The 26,590-nt window shown below is 47.9% G+C and carries 16 protein-coding genes; 10 read left to right on the top strand and 6 right to left on the bottom strand.

Features of this window, described 5'->3' with window-relative positions; genetic code table 11:
- Window positions 1–157: 157 nt before the first annotated feature.
- From B3N34_RS00355 to B3N34_RS00380, 6 genes are read right to left on the bottom strand one after another with little or no spacing between them, the layout of a single operon-like run.
- On the bottom strand, window positions 158–523 hold the full coding sequence (locus B3N34_RS00355) for a hypothetical protein (RefSeq protein WP_286973789.1): 366 nt from the start codon (window positions 521–523) through the stop codon (window positions 158–160).
- 35 nt (window positions 524–558) lie between these two features.
- A complete protein-coding gene (locus B3N34_RS00360) occupies window positions 559–888 on the bottom strand; it encodes a hypothetical protein (RefSeq protein ID WP_286973792.1) in 330 nt (109 codons plus the stop codon).
- On the bottom strand, window positions 872–1,054 hold the full coding sequence (locus tag B3N34_RS00365; RefSeq protein WP_286973794.1) for a lipid-A-disaccharide synthase N-terminal domain-containing protein: 183 nt from the start codon (window positions 1,052–1,054) through the stop codon (window positions 872–874). Before B3N34_RS00365 ends, B3N34_RS00360 begins: the two co-directional genes overlap by 17 nt.
- 7 nt (window positions 1,055–1,061) lie before the next feature.
- Window positions 1,062–2,063 carry a GDP-mannose 4,6-dehydratase gene (locus B3N34_RS00370; protein ID WP_286973797.1) on the bottom strand — a complete coding sequence of 334 codons (1,002 nt, stop codon included), beginning with the start codon at window positions 2,061–2,063 and terminating at the stop codon, window positions 1,062–1,064.
- Between the two features lie 2 nt (window positions 2,064–2,065).
- Window positions 2,066–3,085, bottom strand: a complete 1,020-nt coding sequence (locus tag B3N34_RS00375; protein ID WP_286973800.1) for a GHMP kinase — start codon at window positions 3,083–3,085, stop codon at window positions 2,066–2,068.
- A gap of 11 nt (window positions 3,086–3,096) precedes the next feature.
- Window positions 3,097–5,697, bottom strand: a complete 2,601-nt coding sequence (locus B3N34_RS00380) for a glycosyltransferase family 39 protein (protein ID WP_286973801.1) — start codon at window positions 5,695–5,697, stop codon at window positions 3,097–3,099.
- Between the two features lie 214 nt (window positions 5,698–5,911).
- On the opposite strand from B3N34_RS00380, the gene B3N34_RS00385 reads away from it, so the two are divergent.
- The 10 genes from B3N34_RS00385 to pglZ all read left to right on the top strand — a co-directional run bounded on the left by B3N34_RS00385 (window position 5,912) and on the right by pglZ (window position 26,577).
- Window positions 5,912–6,037: a hypothetical protein gene (locus B3N34_RS00385; protein WP_286973803.1), complete on the top strand. Its 126-nt coding sequence runs from the start codon at window positions 5,912–5,914 to the stop codon at window positions 6,035–6,037.
- 29 nt (window positions 6,038–6,066) lie between these two features.
- On the top strand, window positions 6,067–6,750 hold the full coding sequence (locus B3N34_RS00390) for a response regulator transcription factor (RefSeq protein WP_286973804.1): 684 nt from the start codon (window positions 6,067–6,069) through the stop codon (window positions 6,748–6,750).
- On the top strand, window positions 6,747–8,126 hold the full coding sequence (locus tag B3N34_RS00395; protein ID WP_286973806.1) for a sensor histidine kinase: 1,380 nt from the start codon (window positions 6,747–6,749) through the stop codon (window positions 8,124–8,126). Before B3N34_RS00390 ends, B3N34_RS00395 begins: the two co-directional genes overlap by 4 nt.
- A 115-nt stretch (window positions 8,127–8,241) precedes the next feature.
- Window positions 8,242–10,221 (top strand): trypsin-like peptidase domain-containing protein, encoded by a 1,980-nt coding sequence (locus B3N34_RS00400; RefSeq protein ID WP_286973809.1) that lies wholly within the window; start codon window positions 8,242–8,244, stop codon window positions 10,219–10,221.
- A 453-nt stretch (window positions 10,222–10,674) separates the two neighbouring features.
- The gene (gene brxF / locus B3N34_RS00405) at window positions 10,675–11,130 is read left to right on the top strand and encodes a BREX-3 system P-loop-containing protein BrxF (RefSeq protein WP_286973867.1); all 456 of its coding nucleotides are present in this window, start codon (window positions 10,675–10,677) and stop codon (window positions 11,128–11,130) included.
- A gap of 46 nt (window positions 11,131–11,176) precedes the next feature.
- The gene (locus B3N34_RS00410; protein ID WP_286973812.1) at window positions 11,177–14,971 is read left to right on the top strand and encodes a DUF6079 family protein; all 3,795 of its coding nucleotides are present in this window, start codon (window positions 11,177–11,179) and stop codon (window positions 14,969–14,971) included.
- A 45-nt stretch (window positions 14,972–15,016) separates the two neighbouring features.
- Window positions 15,017–18,154, top strand: coding sequence for a DNA methyltransferase (locus B3N34_RS00415; RefSeq protein ID WP_286973815.1), 3,138 nt, complete (start codon window positions 15,017–15,019; stop codon window positions 18,152–18,154).
- A gap of 332 nt (window positions 18,155–18,486) precedes the next feature.
- Window positions 18,487–21,780, top strand: coding sequence for an ATP-dependent DNA helicase (locus B3N34_RS00420; protein WP_286973817.1), 3,294 nt, complete (start codon window positions 18,487–18,489; stop codon window positions 21,778–21,780).
- Between the two features lie 2 nt (window positions 21,781–21,782).
- Entirely contained in the window at window positions 21,783–24,599 is a 2,817-nt protein-coding gene (locus B3N34_RS00425; protein WP_286973820.1) for a DEAD/DEAH box helicase, read from the top strand.
- A complete protein-coding gene (pglZ, locus tag B3N34_RS00430) occupies window positions 24,583–26,577 on the top strand; it encodes a BREX-3 system phosphatase PglZ (RefSeq protein WP_286973822.1) in 1,995 nt (664 codons plus the stop codon). Before B3N34_RS00425 ends, pglZ begins: the two co-directional genes overlap by 17 nt.
- The last annotated feature ends 13 nt before the right edge of the window (window positions 26,578–26,590 follow it).

Below are 26,590 nucleotides of genomic sequence, written 5' to 3' on the forward strand. Positions count from 1 at the left end.
TCATTTATGATTGTTTGTGATCATTATATTACGCCTCTTTCAAAAATGCAATACCCTTTTGTAGAAAGTTGATGAAAAATAAAAAAGGACAGACGATGCTTAAGACGTCTGTCCTGCTTTTAGTGTTTTAATTAATGGGGGTTTCGTTATTGCTCGATTACGATCGTTGCTCACAGGTGATGAGCATCCAACCTCCATACAGGTCCTTTACGGTAATGGGTATTCCTGATCGCCTCAATGCATCTGATACCAAGTTTACATTGCCTGCCCGAAGCAACACTACCGGCGTTTTGCCATTGCGAAACGTTGCTATGACCTTTTCTGACAACTGGTCCGACATGCCGGGGTTTATGTGATCCAATATCTCATCCCTATAGAAAGCAAGGCCGTTCAGCTTTTTATCGTAGACTACAAGAAGCTGAAAACTCCTGGCAGCGATGGCTTCATCAATGCTCGCACTAAGCCTTTTCATGTCGTGGGGTGAGGAGACGACGGAAGTGCCCGAAAGGGCCTTAAGCGCCACGATGAAGATGCAACTGGATATGGCAAGGATTCGTATTATGCTTCTTTTTTTATCACGTTGAGATCTAAAAAGGCCGCCAGTGCCCGTCCCATGATCAAGGACAGGGGAAGAAAAAGCGGCAATATGTAAAGCTGGAGCTTGGACTTAGCCATGAAAAACAGGACCAGCGACAGCAGCTGAAGGCCAAGCAGTGTCGGCTCAAGGTAATTCCCGCTGCGCAACATCTCGCGGGCCACTTCAGCGTACCTTCCTTCGGTGGTCTCGTATAAGCCCCTGCTTCCCTGAAAGGCTATGGAGGCAAGCAATGCCAAAAGGACTACGAAGAGAAATTGCCTGCGTGAGGAAGTTTTACTTTGCGTGGACAATTTCTTTATGTTCTCTTAGGATGAAGTATATGTTTCGTATATAGATGAATACCCCACTGGCCTGCCCAACCATGAAAACGGGGTCACGCCTTGCTGCAGCATATATGAAAAGCAATATCCCCCCTACGAGGCTCAATATCCAAAAGGGAGAGGAGAACTTAATCATGGTTCCCTTAATGTGCAAGCACCGGCTTTAATTTGTTACTGTCAAGGCCCGCCTGCACCTTTTGGCGCCAATACTGCAGCATATCCCTTACAGTGGCGGCAAGATCATGTTTGGGCCTCCAGCCTGTGGCTAATATGAGCTTTGACGAATCCCCCAGTATTATGGGTTCGTCTTTAGGCCGCAGCAGCATCGAGTCTATTTGCACATCGAAGGAAGTATTCAGCTCTTTCTCAATGATTTCTATAATCTCATTAACTGCATATGCTTTCTGGGCACTGATGTTGTAAGCTTCGCCAGGCATGCCCCTTTGGGCAAGCAAGATAAGGGCGGAAACCAAGTCCCTGACGTCAAGTATGGCCCTGCGGCTTTTTGTGTTTCCTACCCGAAGTATGGGTGGGATGTTGCCCTTTTCTATCTGGGCTGCTCTAAAGGTCAGATCTGAACATACGTCGCCCGTCTTTCTCGGCCCCGTTGTGTTAAATATCCTGGCCCTTATGCCTTTGATGCCCCATGTGGCCCAATATTGATATGTAAGGAGATCTTGGGCGGCCTTGCTTACTCCGTACGGATGCAGGGGAAGCAAGGCGTGATCTTCATTTATTGGGACTTCTTGCTCGCTAACATAGCCGTAAGCGGCGCTGGAGCATGCCACGACCACCGTAGGGTCGTAGAAATCTTTGGCTTGTATGAGCTTTATCGCCTCGAATAAATTTGCAGTGCCTATGACGTTTGTCTCCAAGGTCTCTTGCGGCCTGTCCCACGAGACGGCAGGGAAGCTTTGGGCTGCCAGATGATATATGAAATTTGGCCTGTATCGTTCGACAATTCTGTAGAGATCCTCGAAGTAGCGTACGTCCGTCTCCACAAATATGGCCTTCCCCTCGATTTCTTTCATATCAATCGTAGGTTTGTAATAAGAAGCTATGATATTGTCTTTTCCCGCAAGGCAAGAGAGCCTGTCTATGAGATGACTTCCTATCATTCCGCCGGCTCCTGTTATTAATATCAAGATCATCGCACCTCCCAGCTGTATAATCCCATATCAGTGAAGGAATAATTGACGGTTTGTACCCCTTCGTCCTGCAGCACTTTAGTAATTGCATATCTTTTGTCGGGTTTGGCGAAAAAGAACATGAACCCGCCGCCACCTGCTCCCGAGACTTTTCCTCCCAAAGCGCCGACCGATTTGGCCTTTTCGTAGATGGCGTCGATCTTTGGGGTCGTTATGCCTGCGGTAAAACGTTTTTTTGATTTCCATGCCTCGTCTAAGAGAAGGCCAAAGTCGTCGAGATTATCAGTCAGCAGCGCGGCCTTCATGGCTATGGCAAGCTCTTTGGCCTTGTCAAGTGACTTTAATGTCTCCTCGTTGCCTGAGGCCATATCCTTTATCTGAGAGCTCAAGATCTTCGACGAATCGTGAGAGCCTCCCACGTAGGCCAGGATCAGTCTATGATTGAGCTCGCAGACCACGTCATTTCGCAGCCTCAAGGGGTTGACTATCGTCTTCGTGCCATTGAACTCTATGAAGTTAAAGCCACCGAAGGCAGCAGCGTATTGATCCTGTCTACCGCCTTTGATGCCCAGCTCATGTCTTTCGATTTGGTAGGCCATCTCGGCCACCTCATAGGGCGTCATGGGAAGGTTGAGCCAATGTCTAAATGTCCCGACGACTGCGACGCAGACAGCAGAAGATGACCCCAAACCCGAACCGGGAGGAGCATCGTTATGTATCCGTAACCTAAAACCATGACTGACGTTGTAAGCTTTTCTCATGAAGTTAACTACACCTTTTATCAAGTCGAGGTGTCCGTCGTAAGCCAAAAACTGATCCACGTCGTATTTCAGGGCTGCATCGTAATCTATGCTTTCTATCTCTATGGTCTTATCGACGAGCGGAGACAGGCTCACGGTAGCGTATCGATCGATAGTGGCATTCATGACAACGCCTCCGTGTCTCTCACAGTACGGGGAGACGTCAGTCCCGCCGCCGCCAAAGCTTATCCTCAAAGGAACCCTTGATCTTATTAACATGTTTTCAATCCTCACTTTAAAGCACTTATAGAATTAGCGCTCGCCGACCGTCCTATGGCATAGTAGTACCATCCAACAGGAATGCCGTTTTTTCGTACAATCAGCTCTTTTACGCTTCCTACGTTCCAGCCATCTTTGACCAATTCGTCCAAACATAGACTCTTAGGATCCGGACCGACCAGCACAATCACGTCACTATAAGCACGTAAACCTTTGTCTTTGGGAAACCAGTATTTGAACATCAGACTTTCGTGCCCGAAGAAGTTGGGACCGGCCGTGTATCTTACGCCCTCACCGTGGTCACGGCTTTTGCCTGCCAACTTCGTCCTGTAAAAGGAAAGTTCGCTTGCAATCATGTGCTTGTCCATGCCCAACACCAGGGGTTCGTGTCCCGTAGACAGCTCAAGCTCGTTTTCTATGGCCTCAACCTGTCTGGCCAGATCGCTCCATCCAAGTAAGGACAGATCACGGGGGTAAGCAGCAAAGGGTAGGCCTAAAACGAAGTAGTGCAAAGCTGCTCCAAAGATAAGATAGACAACTACAACAGTAGGGATCCAGGCCTTTCTGAGAAAATTAATAATTCGAGATGTAGTATCGCTTTCCATAACCTGATATGCCATTAAAGGAATTAGGCAAATCCAGGCAGGCCCCGTCCAGTTCAACTTGACCTCTCGAAATAAGCTAAAGGCCAAAAAGACACATGCCGGAAAAAGCGCCATGATCATGCAAAACCGAGATCTTCGGTCGCCCTTTGTGCCCAAAAAGGTGCCAGAAACAGCGACTAAACCGACAGGCGTAAGGAGCGCGGCTACATAGCCCAGAAATTGAGGCAGATAGAACCTAAAGGAACCGGCAAGCCTGTCGGATCCCTGAAAGACGAAAGATGCCCATCCATGTTTGGCGTTCCAGACGATGACAGGCGAAAAGATAAAAAGAGCAAGGATGGCAGCCAAGTAGGGCTCCTTTTTCTTTAACCATTGACGAGACATCGGGTCTATGGCCATGAACAACAAACTTGCTGGTGCCAGAAGGACGATGGTGTATTTGGAAAGCAGTCCCAGCCCGCCGCAAATGCCCACGCCCCACCAGGATGAACGTCGTTTGTCAAAAAATGCCTTGGCCAAGAAGTAAAGCGTCCCCGCCCAGCAGGCAGCAAGGGGAGCGTCAGGTGTCATAAGCATGCCTATCCCAAAGAAAAAGGGGAGTCCTGTCACTAAGAAAAGAGAGACGAAGGCAATTTCCCTACCGTAGAGCTTTCGTGCAAGGGCAAAGACGAACGCCCCCATAACCGCCCAAGAAACCAGTGCTCCTATCCTTACGCCAAATTCAGCGTTGCCGAAGACGGACGTAAAAAAGGCTATGATCCAGGCCACCATGGGAGGGTGGTCGAGGTAGCCTATGTCCAGGTGCTGAGCGTAATTCCAGTAGTATGCTTCCTCATAAATCAGCTCCATCACTCCCATATAAAACAGGCGCAACACTATGGCATAAATCAGAAATATGACAGATACAGCCCGCCAGCGAAGCCCTTTATGTTTAGGTTTCAGAGGAAACACGAAGAAGGCATTCCCCACGTAATTTGAGACGGCGGCAGCAAAGATCCCCCCAATTACGGCTAATAAGGGTGGCCATCCTAATAATTGATTTAAGGTAGCAAGCACTCCTCCCCGCAAAAACAGCGACGCCAAGGCCAAAAGCAGGAAACGTCCGAAGCCGGCGAAAGAAAGCCTTTGTGTATTGTCTTGCGCAAAGGACCATCTAGCATTGCACGTGAAGTTAAATGCAGTCGAGGCAAAAAAGCTAATCACGTGAGATTGTCCAATGGGAAATTTTAAGGCGATAAGAACAGAAAATACAAAAAGATCGAGAACCATGGCAAGAAGGCCCACAATCCCAAAGCGAATGCCACTTTTTGCCGACATGTTACCTCCGGCTAAGGCAGCCAGCCGACACAGATAAGACCATCCCATCTTTATGAGATTGATCTTTGAATGTCCGCTTGCCCTATCCTTGAAAGTTATGGGAACCTCAATTACCCTTAAGGATGGACCTCCTGCTATGAGCGCCTCCATGCACACCTTAAAGCAAGCTTTCTCAGGATCGAGCGAGCGAAGCAGTTGGGGACGTACGGCAAAAAAGCCGGACATGGGGTCGCATACGTCGACGAAGATCCTCGCTATGACAGTGGCGATAAAGGACGCCAGCCTCCTGTAGAAGGGCCATCCGGGCGTGGATCCTCCCTTTATGTAACGGCTTGCTACGGTCATATCGCATGTGCCTTCCAATAAGGGCTTGACCAGGTCGGGGATGACCTCTGGCGGATGGCTCAAATCGGCGTCCATGACCACCAGGATATCACCGGTGGCCGCACGGGCTCCCGCTATTACCGATTTGGCCACGCCTTTGTCGTCGTCGCGGGCAATGAGGCGTATGGGGTGATGTTCTTGCCATTTCAGGACGTGTTCGCGCGTGCCGTCGGTAGAGCCATCGTCTACTACCAATATTTCAAGGTCATATGAAATCTCATCCTTAAGCGCGAAAATACGGAAAATAAGATCATCGATATTTCCGACCTCGTTTATGGTGGGAACGATGACCGAGACCTTAGACAAATTCAATCCCTCCAAATATTTATTTCAAAAGATGCGAAGCTAATTTTAGCTACCCTATGATGAAGTTTTCGTGAAGATTACCTTTGAGGGATCGTAAAATGATGATCTTGACGCCCTGAGCCCATGAAAATTTCTGTGTCAGGGTGCTTTCGTTGCATTGCACGCTTCGTTCAATCGGGTTGCCGTTGATATAAATATGGAGGGACAGCTTCCCTTGTCATTTTTCAGCAACCCTCATAACGATGCGGATGCTAGAAGGCCGACAGATAAGATCGAATTTTATGAAGTTGCGGTTACGAATTGGGCAAAATTACCTGGCAAGTCGTTGGTATATAATTAACGTTAACATTATTCTAGGAGAGTGACATGATGAGGGTTTTGATAGCAGACGACGATACCTCTCTCCTCGAACAACTTCGAGAGATCTTGGCCAGTGAGCGCTACACGGTAGATACTGCAAGCAATGGAATCGAGGCCATGGATAAGCTTTATGATGCTGTCTTCGATTTGGTGATACTGGACGTCATGATGCCCCATATAGATGGGTTGAATTTGCTTGAGCAAATACGAAAAGGAGGGATCAATATTCCGGTGTTAATGCTTACGGCAAAGGGGGACGTGGAGGACAAGGTCAAAGGGCTTAATCTAGGAGCTGATGACTATCTGGCAAAACCTTTTTCTATCGACGAATTACTTGCGCGCGTTCGCGCGTTATTGAGGAGATCTGAAGGCCGGCATAGTGCGATTTTGGATGCCAAAGGACTGAGATTAGACACGGTAAGCCGCAAGGTCACGAAAGATGGAGAGCCGATAGATCTCACCCAAAAAGAATTTTTAATCCTCGAATTTCTGCTATACAACAAAAACAGGGTCGTATCGCGTTTCAGTTTGGCTGAACATGTATGGGGGGACGCCTTTGATCCCTTTACCATGTCTAATTTTATAGATGTTCATATTAAAAATTTGCGCCGTAAACTCGGTGATGCCGGGAACGATAAAATCATTCAGACCGTACGTAGCGTTGGTTATATGATCGAAGATGGTGAACAATGACAGTAAGAAAAAGGATTATGCTTCTCATCGTTGGAACAGGTTTGGTGTCAGGCTTTCTCTTCTCCGGTGTGGTGTTTTATGAGTTTATAGAGCAATCGTTCAGGCTTTTAGATTCCATGCTTGAGGAGGAAGCTTATAAGGTTATAGAGTTGCTGGAACACGAAAAAGGACAACCCAATTTGCATATAGATGACGGGTACTGGATCGTGATTTACGACCGACAAAGCAGCGAAGTCATCTTTCGCTCAAACCTGGCAGACTTCGTCAGGCTTCCTTCGGTAAAACCAAGCTCTGCTGTCACCATAAGAGATGTAGTCGTAAACGATGCCTCCGGTAAAAGTAAGGTCGAAGCGTTCAGGCTTAGGGCCTTTCCGGTTTTCTTAGGCGATAAAGATTATATCGTTCAAGTCGGTCGTTCCTTGGGAAAGGTTGAAGAAGAGATAAGAGAGCTGGTTTGGGGTATCCCACTGGGCCTCATTTTTTCTGTTTTAATTTTGATCCTCATCAGTCACTTTATAACGGGCAAAATACTAAAACCCATAAGTCAAATGAAAGATTTAGCACGAGATATAAGCGAGAAGAATCTAGAACAGCGGCTTCCCGTAAATGAGCAAGGGGATGAGTTTAACGAACTGGCGATGACGATCAACCAGATGCTTGACCGATTGCAGTACTCTTTCATGAGACAAAGAAACTTTCTTTTCGATACATCTCATGAGCTTAAAACCCCGCTTGCTACCATAAGATTGGCCATCGGCGAAATTAGCTCTTCGGATATGGATAGCCTTTCTCCTTCGATAAGGGATAACCTTCTCAGATTGAACAATCAAGTGTTGCGAATGGAGCGGTTGGTCAAGGATCTTCTTGACATGTCGTCACTAGAAACCCTTTCCGGCCTCGATCTAAAGCCGGTACATTTAACCGAATTGCTTTCGGCTTTAATAGAGGATTACCAACTTTTATCCGACGCACGCAGCATCATGATGGAGGTCAATCTCCCGGAAAATTTGTGGGTCAAAGGCGACGAGGAAAAATTACGACGTGCCTTCTCAAATCTTTTAGACAACGCAATTAAATACAACGAGGATGGCGGACAGATAGTGATAAGGGCTAAACGTGAGGTCACAGAAACGGCAGTGATTGTTGTAATTATTGAAAATACCGGGCCGGGAGTGCCGGAAGAAGACCTGCCCAAGGTGTTTGATCAGTTTTACAGGGTCGAGAAATCGAGATCCTTAGATTATGGAGGATCTGGTTTGGGATTGTCCATTGTAAAAAGGATCATTGAGCTTCATAAGGGGAAGGTCGATATTGAAAGCAAACCAGGTGTTAGGACGCGCGTTATTGTTCGACTGCCCGGATATAATACAAGATAATTGGCACTAATATTGTTTTACTTAATGTGATGTCAAGGCGCGAAGATAAAGCCCAAGATTCGAGTTTTTCAATAGAAAGAATTTAGACCTTAAATAGGATCGAGGAGGTGTTTGTATGAAGCGGTTGATGGCCTTGGGGATTTTAATTGTTGCAGTCTTTACCGGCATGTCAGCGGCACAGGAGATAACGGATTGGTCAGAGCTTACGGATAAGGCGTTGCCTGCGATCGTAACTGTCATGTCCGCCGGCGAAGAGGGGGCAGAAAACACGCCTCTAAGCTCAGGTTTCATCATAAGCGGAGACGGCAAGGTAGTGACCAGCTTTAATGCTATCGCCGGCAAAAGGAATCTGTTGGTACGACGCAGCGACGGGTCCTTTTTGACCGTTAAAGGCTTTATTGCAGCCGATGCCGACAAGGGTTTGATAATACTTCAGGCAGAGGGGAACAATTTGCCCTTTATATCCCTTGGCGATTCCGATAAGGTCAAGTTGGGAGAGGCAATTTGCGTCATCTCTTCAATGCCGTCTGCGGCAGGCCAGATAAGCACCGGTATCTTCAATGGCTTTCGAGAATTAAAGGGCGGACTTAAAACGTTACAAATCACCACACCCGTTACCAAAGAAAGCATCGGTGCACCGGTCTTTAACAAGAAGGCAGAGATCATAGGTATCGCCTCCTTTTACCCCTTAGAGGGAGGACAGGTCGTAAGCATAGCCATTCCTTCTAACGTCGCAAAGGAGCTTTTAAAAGGAGCCAAGGCAGAGGTGCAACCCTTGTCAGGGGATTCCTTTGCGCCCTTTGCGTTTGCCACCGCCCAGACCGAGCTGTATAAGACTTACAAAGAGGCCATCCAAACGCCTCAACCTGGTGAAGACAATCTACTGATAGCACTTTTGAGGATTGCTGAGGCGATGGCAAGGGCGGGACAGACCGATAGTGCCCTCGGAACTTTCAGCAAAGCTATGGATTTTTCTCAAAAAATTGGCGACAAGGAATCCCAGTCGTGGGCGGTAATGGAGATTGCCAAAAGCTTAGCGAGGGCAGGACAGTTCGACAAGGCCTTGCAGGTTGCCAAAGGAATTTCGATCTCACCTCATGTTGATCGTCGTTCCTATGCAATGGCTGAAATTGGCATATCGATGGCTAAAGCTGGACAGCTTGACCAAGGGTTACAGGTTGTCCAGGAGGTCAGCGACTTACTCTATCGCTGTTATGGCCTTGTGGGCATCGCTGGAGTCATGGTTGAAGCTGGACAAAGGGAGCGCGCCAAGCATATTGCAGATCAAGCCCTGCAGGTGGCCAAAAGCCTAAAAGATAAAAATGAACGTTCGGGGTGGATCGGCGAAGTTGCCAGAGTCATGGCAAAAACAGGCGATTTCGATAAGGCATTGCAAGTAGCCAAAGGCGGTGATAACAAGTACCTTGCCTGGATCGCCGAGGAAATGGCAAAGGACGGACAGTTCGACAGAGCTCTACAAACTGCCAAGGGGACCAAGGACGTGAGTCTGCGTGAATCAGCGCTTTTGAACATTATCAAGGAGATGGCGAAAGCCGGGCAATTCGACCAAGCCATAAAGGTTTCCCAGGAAATCAAAGACCCGTACAAACGTTGCCAAGGGCTTTCGTGCGTTGCGGCAGCCATGGCAATGGCCGGACAGCAGGAACCTGCAGAACAAATATATACCCTGGCTTTACAAACGGCACAGGGCATAAAAGCCGGATATGAACGCAATTTTTCGTTTTCTGTTGTTGCTCAAGCCTTTGCACAGGCCAAACAGTTCGACAAGGCCTTACAAATAGCAGAAGGTATCGTTAACGAAAACAAAAGCGAACAATCCGGGAATTATGTGTTTTTCCTCCTTGCAGAAGCGATGGCATCAGCCGGGCAGTACGATCAGGCGCTGCAAGCAGCTCAAAGGATTGCAGACGCCAGCGTTAGGTCAAATACGTTGTCCGAGGTAACAATGACTATGGCCCGGGCAGGACAGTTTGATGCGAGCTTAAAGGTCGCTCAAACGATACAAGACCCCCTGGCTCGTCTTGATGCCTTGGCAGGGATAATAAATGTCATAAAAGCGCAGAAACAACAATAAATTGCGCCTAATCAAATAGGTATAACCCAAAGATGTAGGGACAACTTTGCATGTTATGGATTTAACAATTCCGTAGCGATGAGAAAATTTTGAAGTTGACTGATAAAGTCGGATGGTTACTTGATTACTTAGATACACCATCAATCATTGTGTGAGGTAAACCGAAAAGCCGTAAAAATATTTGGCAGGAACAGATCCCATTGCACGCACAAGATAAAATTCAATTCTAATGTTCAGTTATTGCTTTTTTATATTATCTTGACATTGGATGTAGGTGATTGTAAATTACAATCAATATATAAATGGAGATGTAGAATGTGTTAGGTGATAATTTGTTTGCATTCGGGGATATTATGCAGTTTCTGGATATTGTGAACTTAGCTCGCTAACTATAGGCGCCTACAACATTATGTGATAACGTATGCTATAAAGGAGTGAAGAGCGATAGAATCAATAACGAGTCAAATCCTATCAATGATTGACGAAGTTTATCAGCTCTATTACCGCTTAATCCTATTAGTAGGTCCCGCAGGTAGTGGCAAGACAAATATTATGAAACAAATTTCTATATATAAATCCTGCCCGCTTATAAATGTGAACCTTAACCTATCTCGCTGGTTGCTTGATCTCTCCGAACGAAAGCGTATCCTCAAATTACCGGATTTTATGAGTGAAATAATAGATCTAACTAACGGAGATTTAGTTTTGCTTGATAATATAGAGCTTCTCTTTGATGTTCACTTGAAGCATGACCCTCTACGTTTACTTCAAGGGATATCTCGAAATGTCACTGTTGTGTCCACATGGAATGGATCGATCACAAGTGGTCATCTGATTTATGCTAGCCCTGGCCATCCGGAATATCATCGTTATCCTATTGAAAGCTTTCTAGTGGTCAGTATGAGATAACATGATGTAATTAAAAATAAAAAGCGAGTTTTAGGGGGCAATTGAAATGAAATATGGAGACTTAATTCAATTTGAGCCCATCGAAACTGTGATTCAGTTGCGTGATGCCAACGAATTTACAAAGGCCCGGCAATTGGTCAGTACGTACGTCATATCAGATGAGATGGCAGAAAGGCTGACGAACATTGTGTTTCCCCAACTACAATTCGATAGCCCTTCGGATAACAAAGCTTTGTTGATTGTAGGCAATTACGGTACTGGCAAATCTCATTTGATGTCAGTAATATCCAGTATTGCCGAGCATGAAACCCTTCTTTCTGCTTTAAACAACGAAAAAGTTGCGACATCGGCGCAAACCATAGCCGGTAAATTCAAAGTGGTTCGCAGAGAGATAGGGTCAACCAAGATGTCTTTGCGAGATATCGTCACATTCTATTTAGAGGACGCTCTAAACGATATGGGCATTACATATACATTCCCAGATGCTAGCCAAATACCAAGCAACAAACAAGCTTTCGAGGAAATGATGGCTTCGTTCCAAACGGTGTTTCCAGACCATGGCCTTCTTTTCGTTGTAGATGAGCTTTTAGATTATTTACGTACCAGAAGGGACCAAGAATTGATTTCAGATCTGAGCTTCTTACGCGAAATTGGTGAGGTATGCAAGTATTTGCGTTTTCGTTTTATAGCTGGTGTGCAGGAAGCAATTTTCGATAACCCTCGTTTCGCTAATGTGGCTGAACAACTTAGTTGGGTAAAGGGTCGTTTTGAACAAATAGTCATATTTCGAAAGGATATTAAGTTTGTCGTGGCTGAACGATTACTTAAAAAAACGGCAGAACAGCAGGCATGGATCCGCACTTATCTTATGCCTTTCGCAAAATTTTATGGCCGCATGAACGAGCGGATGGATGAATTCGTGCGCCTCTTCCCTATTCATCCGGATTATATAGATGTATTTGAACAAATTAGGATAATAGAGAAGCGGCAAATCCTTAAGACTTTATCTAATGCCATGAAGAATCTTCTTGAAGAAGAAGTACCCATGGACCGACCTGGAATTATGGCGTACGATAGCTATTGGGCTACCATTAAAGGCGATCCGTCTTTTCGTGCTATACCAGATGTTAGGGAAGTTATTGATGTTAGTCAAATTTTGGAGTCCAGGGTAGAACAGGCCTTTACGCGCCCACTATATAAACCATTGGCCATTAAGATTATCCACGCTCTTTCCGTTGATCGGCTAACAACTGGCGATATTTACACACCTTTGGGTGTCACTGCCGAAGAACTGCGCGATACACTTTGCCTCTATCAGCCAGGTATAGAAGAACTAGGGGGAGAGCCAGCGGACGACTTATTAACTCACATTGAAATGATACTTAATGAAATTAAAAAGACTGTCAGCGGTCAGTTCATCTCATTTAACAAAGATAACAATCAATGGTATCTCGACCTTAAGAAATCAGAGGACTACGATGCGATCATTGAAAATAGATCTAAGAGCATAGATGATAATGCTTTGGATCGGGCCTACTACGAAGCCCTTAAGAACTTGATGGGGAAGACAGACAGTCCTACCTATGTGACTGGGTATAAAATATGGGAACATGAGCTGTTGTGGCCCGAGCGAAATGTCACGAGGAAGGGTTATCTTTTCTTTGGAGCTCCCAATGAACGCTCGACTGCTGTGCCGCCGCGTGATTTTTACATTTACTTCATTCAACCATTTGATCCACCATACTTCAAAGACGAAAAGAAGGCGGACGAAATATTTTTCCGTTTGACCAACATGGATGAAAACCTTAAGATAATGCTGCTTAACTATGCTGCAGCTTTAGATTTGGCCTCCATATCCAGCTGCAATGCCGTAAATATCTATAAATCCAAGGCCTTAGGGTTTTGGAAAGAGATTGTCATGTGGCTACAAAAAAATGCCATCAATGTCTTCAGCGTAGTTTATCGCGGTAGTACCAAAAGCTTTGATGAGGCATTACGCTATGTCTCCAATACCTCAAGCGAATTAGGAGCGAGAGCTCATCAGGTTGCACATTATTTGCAAATGCCTGATACCTCCAGTTTTGGCTTTCGCGACTTGGTTGATGTCGTTGCTGGTACTATGTTATCTGCGCATTTTCTAAATCAAGCCCCAGGGTATCCAAGATTTAGTGTACTGATCACAAGTCAAAACCGAGAGCGAGCGGTACAAGACGCTCTGCGCGCGATAGCTGGGCAACGCACCAAGCAAGCAACTGCGGTGCTAGATGCCCTGGAGTTGCTAGATGGCGAAAGGCTGGAACCGGCCAAATCCAGATATGCAAAGCACATCTTGGATATCCTTGGTAAAAAAGGCCATGGTCAGGTGGTAAATCGTTCAGAGCTTATCCAGAGTTTGAACGATGTGGAGTATTTTGCCCTGGATAAAGGTTATCGCTTAGAACCAGAATGGGTCGTAGTGCTTTTGGCCGCTTTGGTTTACTCCGGAGATATTGTCCTTTCGATCCCCGGCAGGAAATTTGATGCGACAGCTTTGTCCGAATTGGCCGCTGAACCAATAAGCGAACTGGTCAATTTTAAACACATAGAAAGACCAAAGGAGTGGAACTTACCGGCCCTTGGAGCCTTATTTGAACTGTTGGGCCTGACGCCGGGCATGGTTCGACTCATCGCTCTGGGCAAAGATGATCCGGTTGTCGAAATGCAAAAAAAGGCAAACGAGTATTTGGAGCGGATTGTTTTAGCCCAACAAACATTACGTCAAGGTATTACCTTTTGGGGTGAATATATTTTAGACGAATCGACACAGCAGACATACTACTCGGCTCTTGAGCGAATGAAAAGTTTTCTGGAAAGCTTACAAGCTTACAATACATCTGGCAAGCTCAAAAATTTTCTTTACGAAGTTCAAGAAATTAAATGCTACGAGGATAATTTAAAATATCTTTTACAGGTCGAATTTTTGCGGGATTTACTAAACGATCTGAAAGATATAGTTTCATATCTATCTAATGCTGAAAAGCTTATGCCAAAGGACCACGAATGGAACAAGAAGGAAAGAGAAATTCGAGCCCAAACAATAACTTCGATTAAGGGTAAATGGATAGATGCAGTAGGCGATAGACTGAATTGTGGGAGTGGTGATTTACTGCCAAAGCTATGGCGAGATTTGACCGACCTTAAAGAATCCTACATCAATGCTTATCTAGATATGCACACCAAGGCTAGATTGGGCGTGAACGAGGACAGAAGAAAAAAAGAGCTGATGAATAATGACGAGCGGTTAAAAGCACTACGCGACTTAGCCAGCATAGATCTCATGCCACAATCTCAACTGATAGAGCTTGAAGAACGTTTGAACAGCTTAAAAAGCTGCTTTAAGCTTACCGAACATGATCTTGTCGTAAAGCCGGAATGTCCATATTGTTCCTTCCGACCGGAGGAAATAACATATGGCCCATCTGCTGCCGTCATACTAGATTCCATTGATGACACACTAGAAAAAATGTACAGTGAATGGACCAATACATTACTATCCTGCCTGGAAGATCCAATTGTTAGAAATAACCTCGATTTGCTGAAGCCAGAGGATCGAAAGCAAATCGAGAATTTTATGGAAGAAAGACGATTGCCAGATGTGCTGAGCAATGATTTTATTCGTGCCATACAGGAAGCTTTGTCAGGTCTTGTGAAAATCGAAGTTAAGATAAAAGATTTGCACCAAGCCCTCCTTGCAGGCGGTTCGCCGGTGACGTTGGATGAAATGAAGAAACGTTTTGAAGCCTATTTGACAGAGCTCGCCAGGGGCAAAGAACCCAACAAGGTTAGGATAGTATTAGAGTAAAGTCTATAAGTTATATGACTTTTCATGGAAGGTGGCATGATTTAAGTGAGCGAAAAAACAAGACAACATCGTCAACAGGTCTTGTTTGATTTAGAATCTATGCCCTCTGGCAAGTTAGACTTAGGTGCCTCTATAAGTTGCTTGGGGATTACATTTGAAAATGACGAAAAGCGGCGGGAATATTTCCTTGATCTGCTTCACAAAGGACTGGAAGAATTAAATACCAAGCTTAAAGACATTCCTTTTACTACGTTAGATGACACCATATCTCGTTTGAAGTCGCTCGAACATTGGCCAGTTGGCGACGATGATTGCATAAATAAACTTGCCCTTTGCATGGCCGAAGCGGCACGAATTACTCGCCGCGGAAGCCGGGATGTGGATCTTTTAACGCTTTATAAAGACGAGGTTGGCTTCCCTCACGGCAAGACCAAGGATATCTTGCACCTTTCCGACCCGCCTTATTACACAGCCTGCCCTAATCCATTCATTGAAGATTTCATTCAATATTATGGTAAAGCATATGATCCGCAAAGTAGTAATTACCATCGCGAGCCCTTCGCAGCTGATGTTAGCGAGGGGAAAAATGACCCTATCTATAATGCCCACTCCTACCACACCAAGGTGCCGCACAAGGCTATCATGCGATATATACTGCACTATACTGAACCCGGTGATATTGTCTTTGATGGTTTTTGCGGCACGGGAATGACCGGCGTGGCGGCTCAACTTTGCGGTGACCGCAATACAGTGGAATCTCTTGGTTATATGGTGGACGATCAGGGGATAGTGTACCAACAGGAAACAGCGGATAACGGAAAAAGCGCGTGGAAACCTTTTTCTAAGCTTGGCGCTAGATACGCAGTGTTAAATGACCTCTCGCCTGCTGCCACCTTCATCGCCTACAACTACAACACGCCGGTGGATGTCCGTGAATTCGAGCGTGAGGCCAAACGCATCCTAAGTGAGGTTGAAGAAGAATGCGGCTGGATGTACAAGACAGTTGCGAGCCAACAGGTTTCAAGTTCCGTAGTGAATGAATTAGCCGATGAGATTACCTCGTGCAGATCGGCTGATGAAATACGAATGAAACTTGCAACTTGCAACTTGCAACTCGCAACTATCAATTACACCGTCTGGTCCGATGTGTTCGTATGCCCGGAATGCACCCGAGAGGTGGTCTTCTGGGATGCGGCGGTGGATAAAGAGGCAGGGAAAGTCCATGACGAGTTCCCCTGTCCCCACTGTGGCGCCATGCTCACCAAGCGCCGCATGGAACGGGCCTGGGTCACTAGGTATGACGGCGCCATCAAGCAGTCCATCCGCCAGACTAAGCAGGTGCCGGTGCTCATCAACTACAGCTTAGGCAAAAAACGGTTTGAAAAGACGCCAGACGCTTTCGACTTGGTCCTTATCGAGAAGATCGAGCAATTGGAGATCCCCTATTGGTTTCCGACAGATGCAATTCCCAAAGGTGATAAAACTGGTGAACCGCTTCGCATCGGCATCACCCATGTGCACCATTTTTATACCAAGCGTAATTTGTGGGTGCTGGGAAAATACTTCTGTTCTGTTGTGAAAACAAACCTTAAAAATAAATTAGTACCAATTCTTACGGGTGGTCTTCTCGGCCTCACAAAGCTTCAACGTTTTAAACCAGGGACTACATTCCCGAATATGATTTTGAGTGGCACTTTATATACTGGATCTTTACATCGAGAATGGACTGCTTACCAATGGTTGAGTGGTAAGCAACGTTCGTTCTCAAGAGCATTATCACAAAAATGCGCAGAAATAATGCTAACATCCCAATCTTCCAATATTCCAATAGCAGCCACTCCTCAATCTTTAGACTACATCTTCACCGACCCGCCCTTTGGCGGTAACCTCATGTACTCTGAGCTGAACTTCCTCTGGGAAGCCTGGCTCAAGGTCTTTACCAACAACAAACCCGAGACCATCGAAAACCGCGTTCAGGGCAAGGGGCTGCCGGAATACCAAAAGCTCATGACCGAGTGCTTCAAGGAATACTACCGGGTCTTGAAGCCCGGACGCTGGATGACCGTGGAGTTTCACAACTCCAAGAACGCAGTCTGGAACGCCATTCAGGAAGGTTTGCAGGCCGCGGGCTTTGTCATCGCTGATGTCCGCACGCTTGACAAACAGCAAGGCTCTTTCAATCAAGTAACTCAGGCTGGCGCGGTGAAACAGGATATTATCATCTCCTGCTACAAGCCCAACGGCGGGCTGGAAGAGCGTTTCAAGCTTGAAGCCGGCACCGAAGAAGGTGTCTGGGACTTCGTCCGCACACATCTCAAGCAACTTCCCGTCTTCGTTTCCAAGAATGGCCAGGCCGAGATCATCGCCGAGCGCCAGAATTATCTCCTCTTCGACCGCATGGTGGCCTTCCACGTTCAGCGCGGGGTGACTGTCCCCCTGTCTGCTACCGAGTTTTACGCCGGACTGGCTCAGCGTTTTCCGGAACGGGACGGCATGTACTTCCTGCCCGAACAGGTGGCCGAATACGACAAGAAGCGCATGACCGTCCGCGAGGTATTGCAGCTCAAGTTTTTCGTCACCGATGAGTCTTCAGCCATCCAGTGGCTCAAACAGCAACTCCTTAAGAAGCCGCAGACCTTCCAGGAACTTCACCCCCAGTTCTTGAAAGAGATCGGCGGCTGGCAGAAACACGAAAAGCCGCTGGAGCTGTCGGAATTGTTGGAGCAGAACTTTCTTCGCTACGACGGCAAGGGGTCGATCCCGCCACAAATTGTCTCCTGGCTCAAACAAAGCGAGCAACTACGCGACATTATTCAAAGCGAACTGGCATCCGGCCAATCCACGGACGACAACGGCCAACTCGTAACTAGCAACCCACAACTCATTACTCGCGCCAAGGACCGCTGGTACGTGCCCGACCCCAACAAGGCCGGCGACCTGGAGAAGCTGCGCGAGCGGTCGCTGCTCAAGGAATTCGAGGACTACCGGACGTCCAGCCAGAAGCGGCTCAAGGTGTTCCGCCTCGAGGCGGTGCGCGCCGGTTTCAAGAAGGCGTGGCAGGAGCGCGACTACGCCACAATTATTACCGTGGCCCGGAAGATCCCCGAAAACGTCCTCCAGGAAGACCCCAAGCTCCTCATGTGGTATGACCAGGCGTTGACACGACTAGGGGGTGAATCATGACAACGCATATTTCAGCGCGTATTGCATGGCATGATGACGGATGGAATGGATATATTTGTAAAAATCCAGCCGCCAACACCTTTTGCGTCGGTGCCCAGTCCTACCCAGGTCAGTATATAGCTGAAAAACGTGCACTTGATTGGGAGAACAAGGTTGCTGGTCGGAAGTGCAAAGGACTGGATCGCATTCCTCCGTGCTGCTACAGCAACAATGCGTTTGGTCTGGACGAGGCACCTGCCGAGGCTGAACCGCCTGATTGGTTTAGAGACGGCACCCAGATCCGCCGTTGGATGTTGCCGCCGGCAACAGTCTGTGTGTGGCCCTATGAGGAGATGTACAAAGACGATGTCAGGACCGGAGGGCGCTTCGACTACGACCGGCGCCTGGAGAAGGCACGAGAGTTCTTCAAAGCCATCCAACCGGGCAAGAGCCTCATCTTCTACTACGCAAACTACTCCAACCCTTTCAGCGAGGACGAGGCGAAGCGCTACGCGCTCATCGGCCTATCCCGCGTAAAGGCAGTCGGGGAGGAGCTGTTCTACGAGGGTTGCTCCGATACTGTGAAGCAGAAGTACGGCGGCGGCTTCGTCTGGCAGCGATCAATCACGTCGCACTACCCTGATCAGGGGCTCCGACTGCCGTACCACGTCTATCGGGATCGGCCGGACGTGCTTGAACGGATCGCGCTGTTCCCCGAGAACCCTCGCCTGTGCAAGTACGCAACCCGGCACTTCGAGGATGATGATGCGCTCGGCTTGGTAGAGAGCTTCTTGCGCGTTGTACGCGAACTTCAGGAGATCGGCGACATCACGGAGGATTGGTCCGTCCGAGCGCTCTGGCTCGAGGAGTTGATCTCAGAACTGTGGCGGCACCGCGGTCTGCTTCCCGGCATGCCGGCAGTGCTCAAACTGCTCTCCCTGCAAGATGCTATCCCGCTGTTCAAGAAGGAGGCGCTCGCCGGGAAGGAGATCGAAACACGCGATGCACTCTTTGCCCTCGTGGAGGGCAAGCTGGATATTGTTCCTTGCCTAAAGCTTGACGCCGCTAAGATTAAGAACGTGCGCAGGCAGTGGAAGCTGCGGACGAAGGAAGAACAACGGCTTCTACGGGAGGTGCTTCCGCGCTTCGCCCTGCGGGACGAGCAGATCGAGAAGATTCTCGCCGAGGATCGGGCGAAGAACTGTATCACCGCCACCCTTGATGCCATTGCCGACAATCCCTACATCCTCTCCGAGCAGTACCAGGGCAACGATCCCGACGACTTCATCCCATGGGGAACCATCGATCGCGGTATGATACCTTCCCCCGAGTTGGGGGGTGCGGCACTTGCCGCGAGTGACGACGGACGTAGGTTCCGCGCCCTGCTGGTGGACGCGCTCCGGCACGAGGAGTCGCACGTCTTCGCTCCCGCGGATGCCATCATCGCAACCGTCAACCGCCGCCTGTCCGTGCTCCCCGAATGGAAGCGATTCGCCTTCAACGAGCGATTTCTCTTAGCTGACGAAGAGCTCATCCGCGAGGCCGTGGAGATTCGCGAGGAGGACAAGCGGACCTACCTGTACCTGCGAGAGGCCTTCGAAGATGAGAGACTGCTCGAGGAGAAGCTTCGTTTCCTAGTCGGCGGCCCGGACATCGTGCTGCGTACGCCGGTGACGGAGGGTGTGTGGGAAGGTTTTCTAAATGAGCCGGAGAGCATCCTAGCTCGCAAGGCAGCAAAGGAGTACAGCGCTGCCATCGAGAAGCAGGTCGAGGCCTGCCAGCGGGTCTTTGTCCGCCCCATCGGTGTGCTCGCTGGGGAAGCGGGCACCGGCAAAACGACCGTGATCCGCGCCTTGATTAAGGCCATCAAACGGGGACACGGCGTCGGCTCATCGGTCATCGCACTCGCCCCCACGGGGAAGGCAGCCGACCGTATCCGCGAGGTAGTGGAGAAGGACGAGGCGCTCCAGGGCCAGGTGGAGGTCGCGACGATGCACTCCTTCCTGGCTAAACGAGGTTGGCTCAACGACAACATGACCTTCAAGCGCTCGGGAGGACGTGTCGAGGAAGGGTACGCGACGTACATCCTCGACGAGTCCTCCATGCTCGATCTGGCTCTTACGGCGACCTTCTTCCGCTCCGTGCGCTGGCCGACCGTTCAGAGACTCATCCTGGTAGGCGACCCGAACCAGCTTCCGCCGATCGGTCGCGGCCGGCTCTTCGCGGACATCATCGAGTTCGTCAAGGAGCATGCGCCGGAGAGCATTGCCACCTTGGGGCACAACCTCCGGCAGCTCGTGGGCCGTCTCACCGGCGGCGCGACCGGGATCATCGACCTCGCCCAGTGCTATCTCCACGACCGCGGAGAAGGGCCGAAGAACGAGGATGTAACGACTGCGGTCGAGCATATGCTGCAGCGCGTGCAGCTCGGCGGGGACATAGCGCCGGACCTGCGGGTGATCTACTGGCGGGATCAGGCGGACCTCTCCCGCCTCCTGCTCGAGCAAATGGCTTCGGACATGGCAGAAGACGTCAGGTCGCGCGGCGAGAAACCGGGGGAGGCGCTCAAGGATCTCTGGTGGCAGGCGCACGAGAAGAACAGCAAGCCTGCCTACTTCCAGGTGTTGAGCCCATACCGCGGAGAGTTCTTCGGGGTCGAGGAGATCAACCGCATCTGCCAGGAGCACATCCGGGGGCAGCGTCCGGCGGGTACGAATGTCCTTGGCGGGGTGATGCTCTTCGACAAGGTCATCCAGATCCGCAATCGACCCAAGTCGTGGCCGATCTGGGCTTGGAACCACAACGCTAACAAGATCGAAGCGATCGAGATCTTTAATGGTCAACTCGGGTTTGTCTGGCCGCATCTCTTCGACAAGGACAAGTGGAAGACACCCTTTTTTAGGCTAGAGAAGTTCCGTGTTGTCTTCGACCGGCGTGAGGGCTACTCAATCGGCTACGGCCGAAAGCTTGGCAGGGACGGAGATGGCCGGTGGATCAAGGAAGAGAGCGTCGAAGAGAACCTCGAGTTGGCCTACGCCATCTCGATCCACAAGGCCCAAGGCAGTGAGTTCGAGCGCGTTTACGTCGTGGTGCCCAAGAGCAAGCAGGCGCTGCTCTCCACGGAGCTGTTCTATACCGCGATCACGAGAGCCCGCCGTCATTGCACCTTGCTCGTCGAGCAGGACGTTACCTCTCTGCTGGGCATGCGACGGCTTGAAGCTTCGCGCTTGAGGCGCATCAACTCCTCGCTCTTCACCTTCCGCCCCGTGCCCGAGGCTCTGCTGACCGTGAGTGGGTGGTACGAGGACGGACGGATTCATCAGACGCTGGCAGACGTGGTTGTCCGTTCGAAGTCCGAGGTCATCATCGCCAACATGCTTTTCGAGCGGGACATCCCATTCCGCTACGAGCATCCCATTTTCGCGTCCGACGGAACGTTCTACCTGCCGGACTTCACCATTACATGGCGAGGCACGGACTACTTCTGGGAGCACGTGGGCATGATCCACCGGGATGACTACCGGGCACATTGGGAAAAGAAGCGAGCGTGGTACGAACGATTTTTCAAGGGACGCTTAATCATTACAGAGGAGTCTGTTGATTTGAGCAAACAGGCGGATGAAGTCATTAGAAGATTTTTCATGTAGACATGGATAGATTGATGCAAATAGGCGAATGGTATTACAGCCCCGACCACGGGCAGCTTTGTCAGGTCATCGAAGCCCAGACGCTCTGGGGCGAGACTATTTGCCGTGTCTGGATCCCTAATAAAAATGCTGTTGTTCGTATATCAGCTTCGCAGCTTAAACCGTTAAGTGAAATTACAATCGACAATAAACACCAGATAGCCTATCTTGCTGCCGCCGCAAGGGTTGCCGATGCTTTGACTCAAGATGTCCTGCTTGCGCCAATAGAATCGCCGGTCATCCCATTGCCTCACCAAGTTAAAGCCCTGTCTAAAGCTGTTTCCTCGAATTGGGTTCGCTACCTTTTGGCGGACGAAGTTGGGCTTGGCAAGACCATTGAAGCAGGGCTCATAATGCGTGAGTTAAAGCTCCGTGGCTTGGTTAAGCGCACTTTGGTCGTTGTACCTAAAGGATTAGTAGCCCAATGGATAGCCGAGATGCGCTTTCATTTTAAAGAAGAGTTTCGTTTTATCATACCAAGTGACTTTTCTGCTTATCGACGAATAGCTAGTCAAGAAAACCTCTGGCAAATTCATCCTCAAGTGATCTGTTCAATGGATTCAGTGAAACCCTTAGATAACCGACGCGGATGGTCGGTGGAGCAGGTTGCTGAGTATAATAAAGAACGCTTCGAGAATCTGATCTCTGCCGGATGGGACCTGATCATAGTAGACGAGGCACACCGTTTAAGCGGCAGCACGGATCAGGTGGCCCGTTATAAACTTGGTCTGGGACTTTCGGAAGCTGCTCCTTATTTGCTTTTGCTCTCCGCTACGCCGCATCAAGGTAAGACGGATGCTTTCCATAGGCTGCTTTCGCTCCTAGATGCCCAAGCATTTCCCGATGTAAATAGCGTATCTAAAGATCGGGTGCAGCCGTATGTAATTCGAACGGAGAAGCGTAAAGCCATAGATGTGCAAGGTGAGCCGCTATTCAAGCCGCGATATACACAGTTGGTGTCAGTTTCTTGGGAAGATCGTCACAGGCAGCAAAAATTGCTTTACGAAGAAGTAACTGAATATGTCCGCAAAGGCTATAACAGAGCGAAGCTTGAAAAGCGCAATTATATTGGATTTCTAATGATTTTAATGCAACGATTGGTAGTATCGAGTACGCGAGCCATTCGCACGTCGCTTGAAAGGCGCCTCGAAGTGCTTGAAGAGCCGCTTGAACAGTTATCATTATCCCCAGCCATTATCGAGGAAGATTGGGCCGATTTGGATGGTCAAGAGCAAATAGATATAGCCATTAGACTTCGGTCCGAAGCTTTAGAGGAAGAAAAGACGGAGGTAAGTCGTCTTTTAGATTTAGCCAAAGATTGTGAAAGCCAAAGTTACGATGCTAAGGCTGAAGCGCTTTTTAGCTGGATTTACCGACTTCAGGCTGATGAAGGTGATCCGGGTCTTAAAGTGCTGGTTTTTACAGAGTTTGTGCCTACTCAGGAGATGCTTTACGAGTTTTTAACGGAGAGGGGCATCTCTACGGCCTGCCTTAATGGCTCTATGGATATGGACGAGCGTGTTCGAGTGCAAAAAGCTTTTGCGGAAGATGTGCGTGTTCTAATTTCGACGGACGCTGGTGGCGAGGGCCTTAATCTACAATTTTGTCACGTGGTGATAAATTACGATATCCCCTGGAACCCAATGCGCTTGGAACAGCGTATTGGCAGGGTAGACCGTATCGGCCAGTCGCGTATAGTTAGAGCTTTTAATTTTGTATTTGATGACTCTGTGGAAAAGCGCGTTCGGGAGGTGTTGGAAGAAAAGCTGGATGTCATATTTCAAGAATTTGGCATAGACAAGACTGCTGACATACTTGATTCTGCCCAAGGGGGCCAGATGTTCGATGATCTTTACGTCGAAGCCATACTGAATCCAGAAAATGTGGAAATCAAGGTTGACGAGGTGGTAAAAAGCATTCGACAACAGGCTATGGAGTCAAAACAGAGTGCCTCTTTGCTTGGATCTGCTGAAGATTTAAACCATCGGGAAGCACAACAGTTGTTGGCTCATCCCTTTCCATATTGGGTAGAACAAATGACGATAAACTATATTTTGGCCAATGGTGGCATGGCTGAGAAAAAAGATGGCGCATGGGATCTAACTTGGCCAGACAATGAGAAAACAGCTAATGTTGTATTTGACAAAGAAGAAATGATAAAAAATCCGTCAAAATACTATCTCACCTTTGATGACCCCAAGATAAGAGCTCTGACCATGAATCTTCCGCCATTTGTACCAGGGCAACCAATACCGGTAATTGCTGTTCAAGGCCTTCCATTGGAGATAGTTGGTTTTTGGTCGCTATGGCGAATTTCAATCTCTACTGCCGACTGGAATCGTTATAGGATCATGCCCTTATTCTTAGCTGATGGCGGTCAGATATTTATTCCCACCGCCAGGCATATTTGGGATCAATTATTAACCACATATCCCCGGATAATTTGTCACATGGATGTTGACAGCTCCCGCCTGGCTTTTGAGCAACTTTGGAAGGCAGGAGAACAACAAGGCAAGTTTATCTATGATGAACTGCTCCAGGCCCATAAAAGACATCTTATCTGGGAGCAAGAAAAGGGCGAGTATGCCTTTGATGCACGACGTAGGATAATAATGCGAATTGGTCTAAAGCAGGTGCGTAATCACCGCCTGAAGATCTTGGAACGCGAGGAGCGATATTTCCATGAGGAACTTAAACTTAAAGCTAAGGTTATGCCGGAAATGGTTCCTGTGGTAATGGCTCGCATAGAAGGAGAAACCGCTCATGGCTGGTTGGCGTGATATAATCCTTAGTGAGTTTCAGCCTCACATCGCACGCCTAACATTAGTTGCAGATCCTGATGGTTTGTTGCTTGAAGAGGGCATCTTTGAAGAAATGCGTGCAAGGGGTTTTGATCTGATACCTTTTGATGATAATGTTGCGTTTAGGTACATTTATGAATCCAAGTTCCGTTCTCGTTGGGACAATGGTGAAGAGACCGATTCAATGGCTGTTCTTAGGTTGACTTCAAATGAACTAGATTTATTGCCATATGACTTACTACAGGCTGGACGCAAGGTTTCGATTTCCTTGGCTGATATTTTCCCAAATTTAAGTTATCCAATTGTTGCGACACTTGATTTCATTTACCTTGATACTTTATTCCAAGCTCAAGAAAAGTTTTCGCCAGGACGATTGGGGGATAACGCTACTAAAAGCTTCATACTTCGCTCCGTATTTGAAATAATCCCGGAGTTTATTAAAGAGCCTAAGGATCTGCTTTTGGTGTTGCTTCGTCGACATTACCTCGGCATGAGAATCCCGCCGATCGTTGATGAGTATCTTATTCAGTTTCTTCAACAGAATGAGATGTTCAAAGATTGGCCTTTAGATATTATCGTTTCGGATAGGCAGGCCTTTTTTGCATTTCTTCAAGAGCGATGGCCTATATTTTTAAATACATTAGCATTAAAAGGCAATGAAGTTTGTGAAGAGCCTTCAAGATATGGATTAAGGTTTTCGGGCCCGGCACTTTTGCCATTTGATCATGAGGAAATTCGCGTTTATATTGATGACCTATTTCGTGAAGGCCTACTTCATCCTGTTCCTTGCAGAGAAGCGCAATTACCTAAAGAACACTGGACAAAATTTGGCATAACAATTGACCCTGAAGAAAGCTATTATCGTCGCATTGTTGGATTGATGGATTCCGTTGAAGAAAACTTAAAGGATAATATGCGGCATGAGATGTGGCTTCACTTTGCTTATAAATGGGCTGAACTTTTAGCCTTAGAATTTACATCAGACTTTGTTTTACCTGATACATATAAAGAACGCATGGATGCACTAAAATCAAAGATCGATGGAATGTTTCAAGATTGGATTTTGAAGCGTTATGCGAGCCTTATAAATCTTTCGCCGGCATCTCCAGTAATGTTACATCATATTCCTAGATTCCTTGCGCGAAATCTAGCAGGGGATAAGCGCACTAAAGTAGCCTTTTTGTTAATAGATGGCCTTGCTTTAGATCAATGGATCACATTACGTAATGTCTTAAAAGAGTTGGATTCAAGATTGCAGTTTAGGGAGTCTGCGGTTTTTGCGTGGATACCAACTTTAACGTCGGTATCTCGACAAGCGGCATTTGCTGGGAAACCTCCCATGTTCTTTCCTACAAACATTCGAACGACTGATAGAGAATCGAATCTTTGGGCTCAATTCTGGGCAGAGCAAGGACTTAGTGCCAATGATATAGCTTACATCAGATGGTTAGGTAATGAAATATCTAGTAAACATTATGAGGTTCTAAAACAAGATCGATTACGAGTAGCTGGTTTGGTCGTAGATAAGATTGATCGGATAATGCATGGAATGCAGCTAGGTACTGCCGGCATGCATAATCAGATTTGGCAATGGACTAAGCAGGGATTCATGAGAGACCTTTTGAGCATTTTAATAGATAGTAATTTTAGAGTATATATTACATCAGATCATGGGAACATCGAGGCCAAGGGAATTGGTTGTCCTAATGAAGGGGTAACCGCAGAATTGCGTGGGGAGCGTGTTCGTATATATTCTGATCCAAGTTTAAGAACAAAGTGCAAAATGTCATTTCCCGATTCACTGGAATGGCCGTCTATCGGCCTCCCAGAAGATTATTATGCTTTAATTGCACCAAGTAGGGCAGCCTTTATTCGCAAGGACGATGTGATTGTAAGTCATGGTGGCATTAGCATCGAGGAAGTTATAGCCCCATTTATCGAGGTTGAACGAGCATAAAACGAGCGGATCC

It is taken from the genome of Acetomicrobium sp. UBA5826, assembly GCF_002433005.1.
Taxonomy (GTDB): Bacteria; Synergistota; Synergistia; order Synergistales; family Acetomicrobiaceae; genus Acetomicrobium.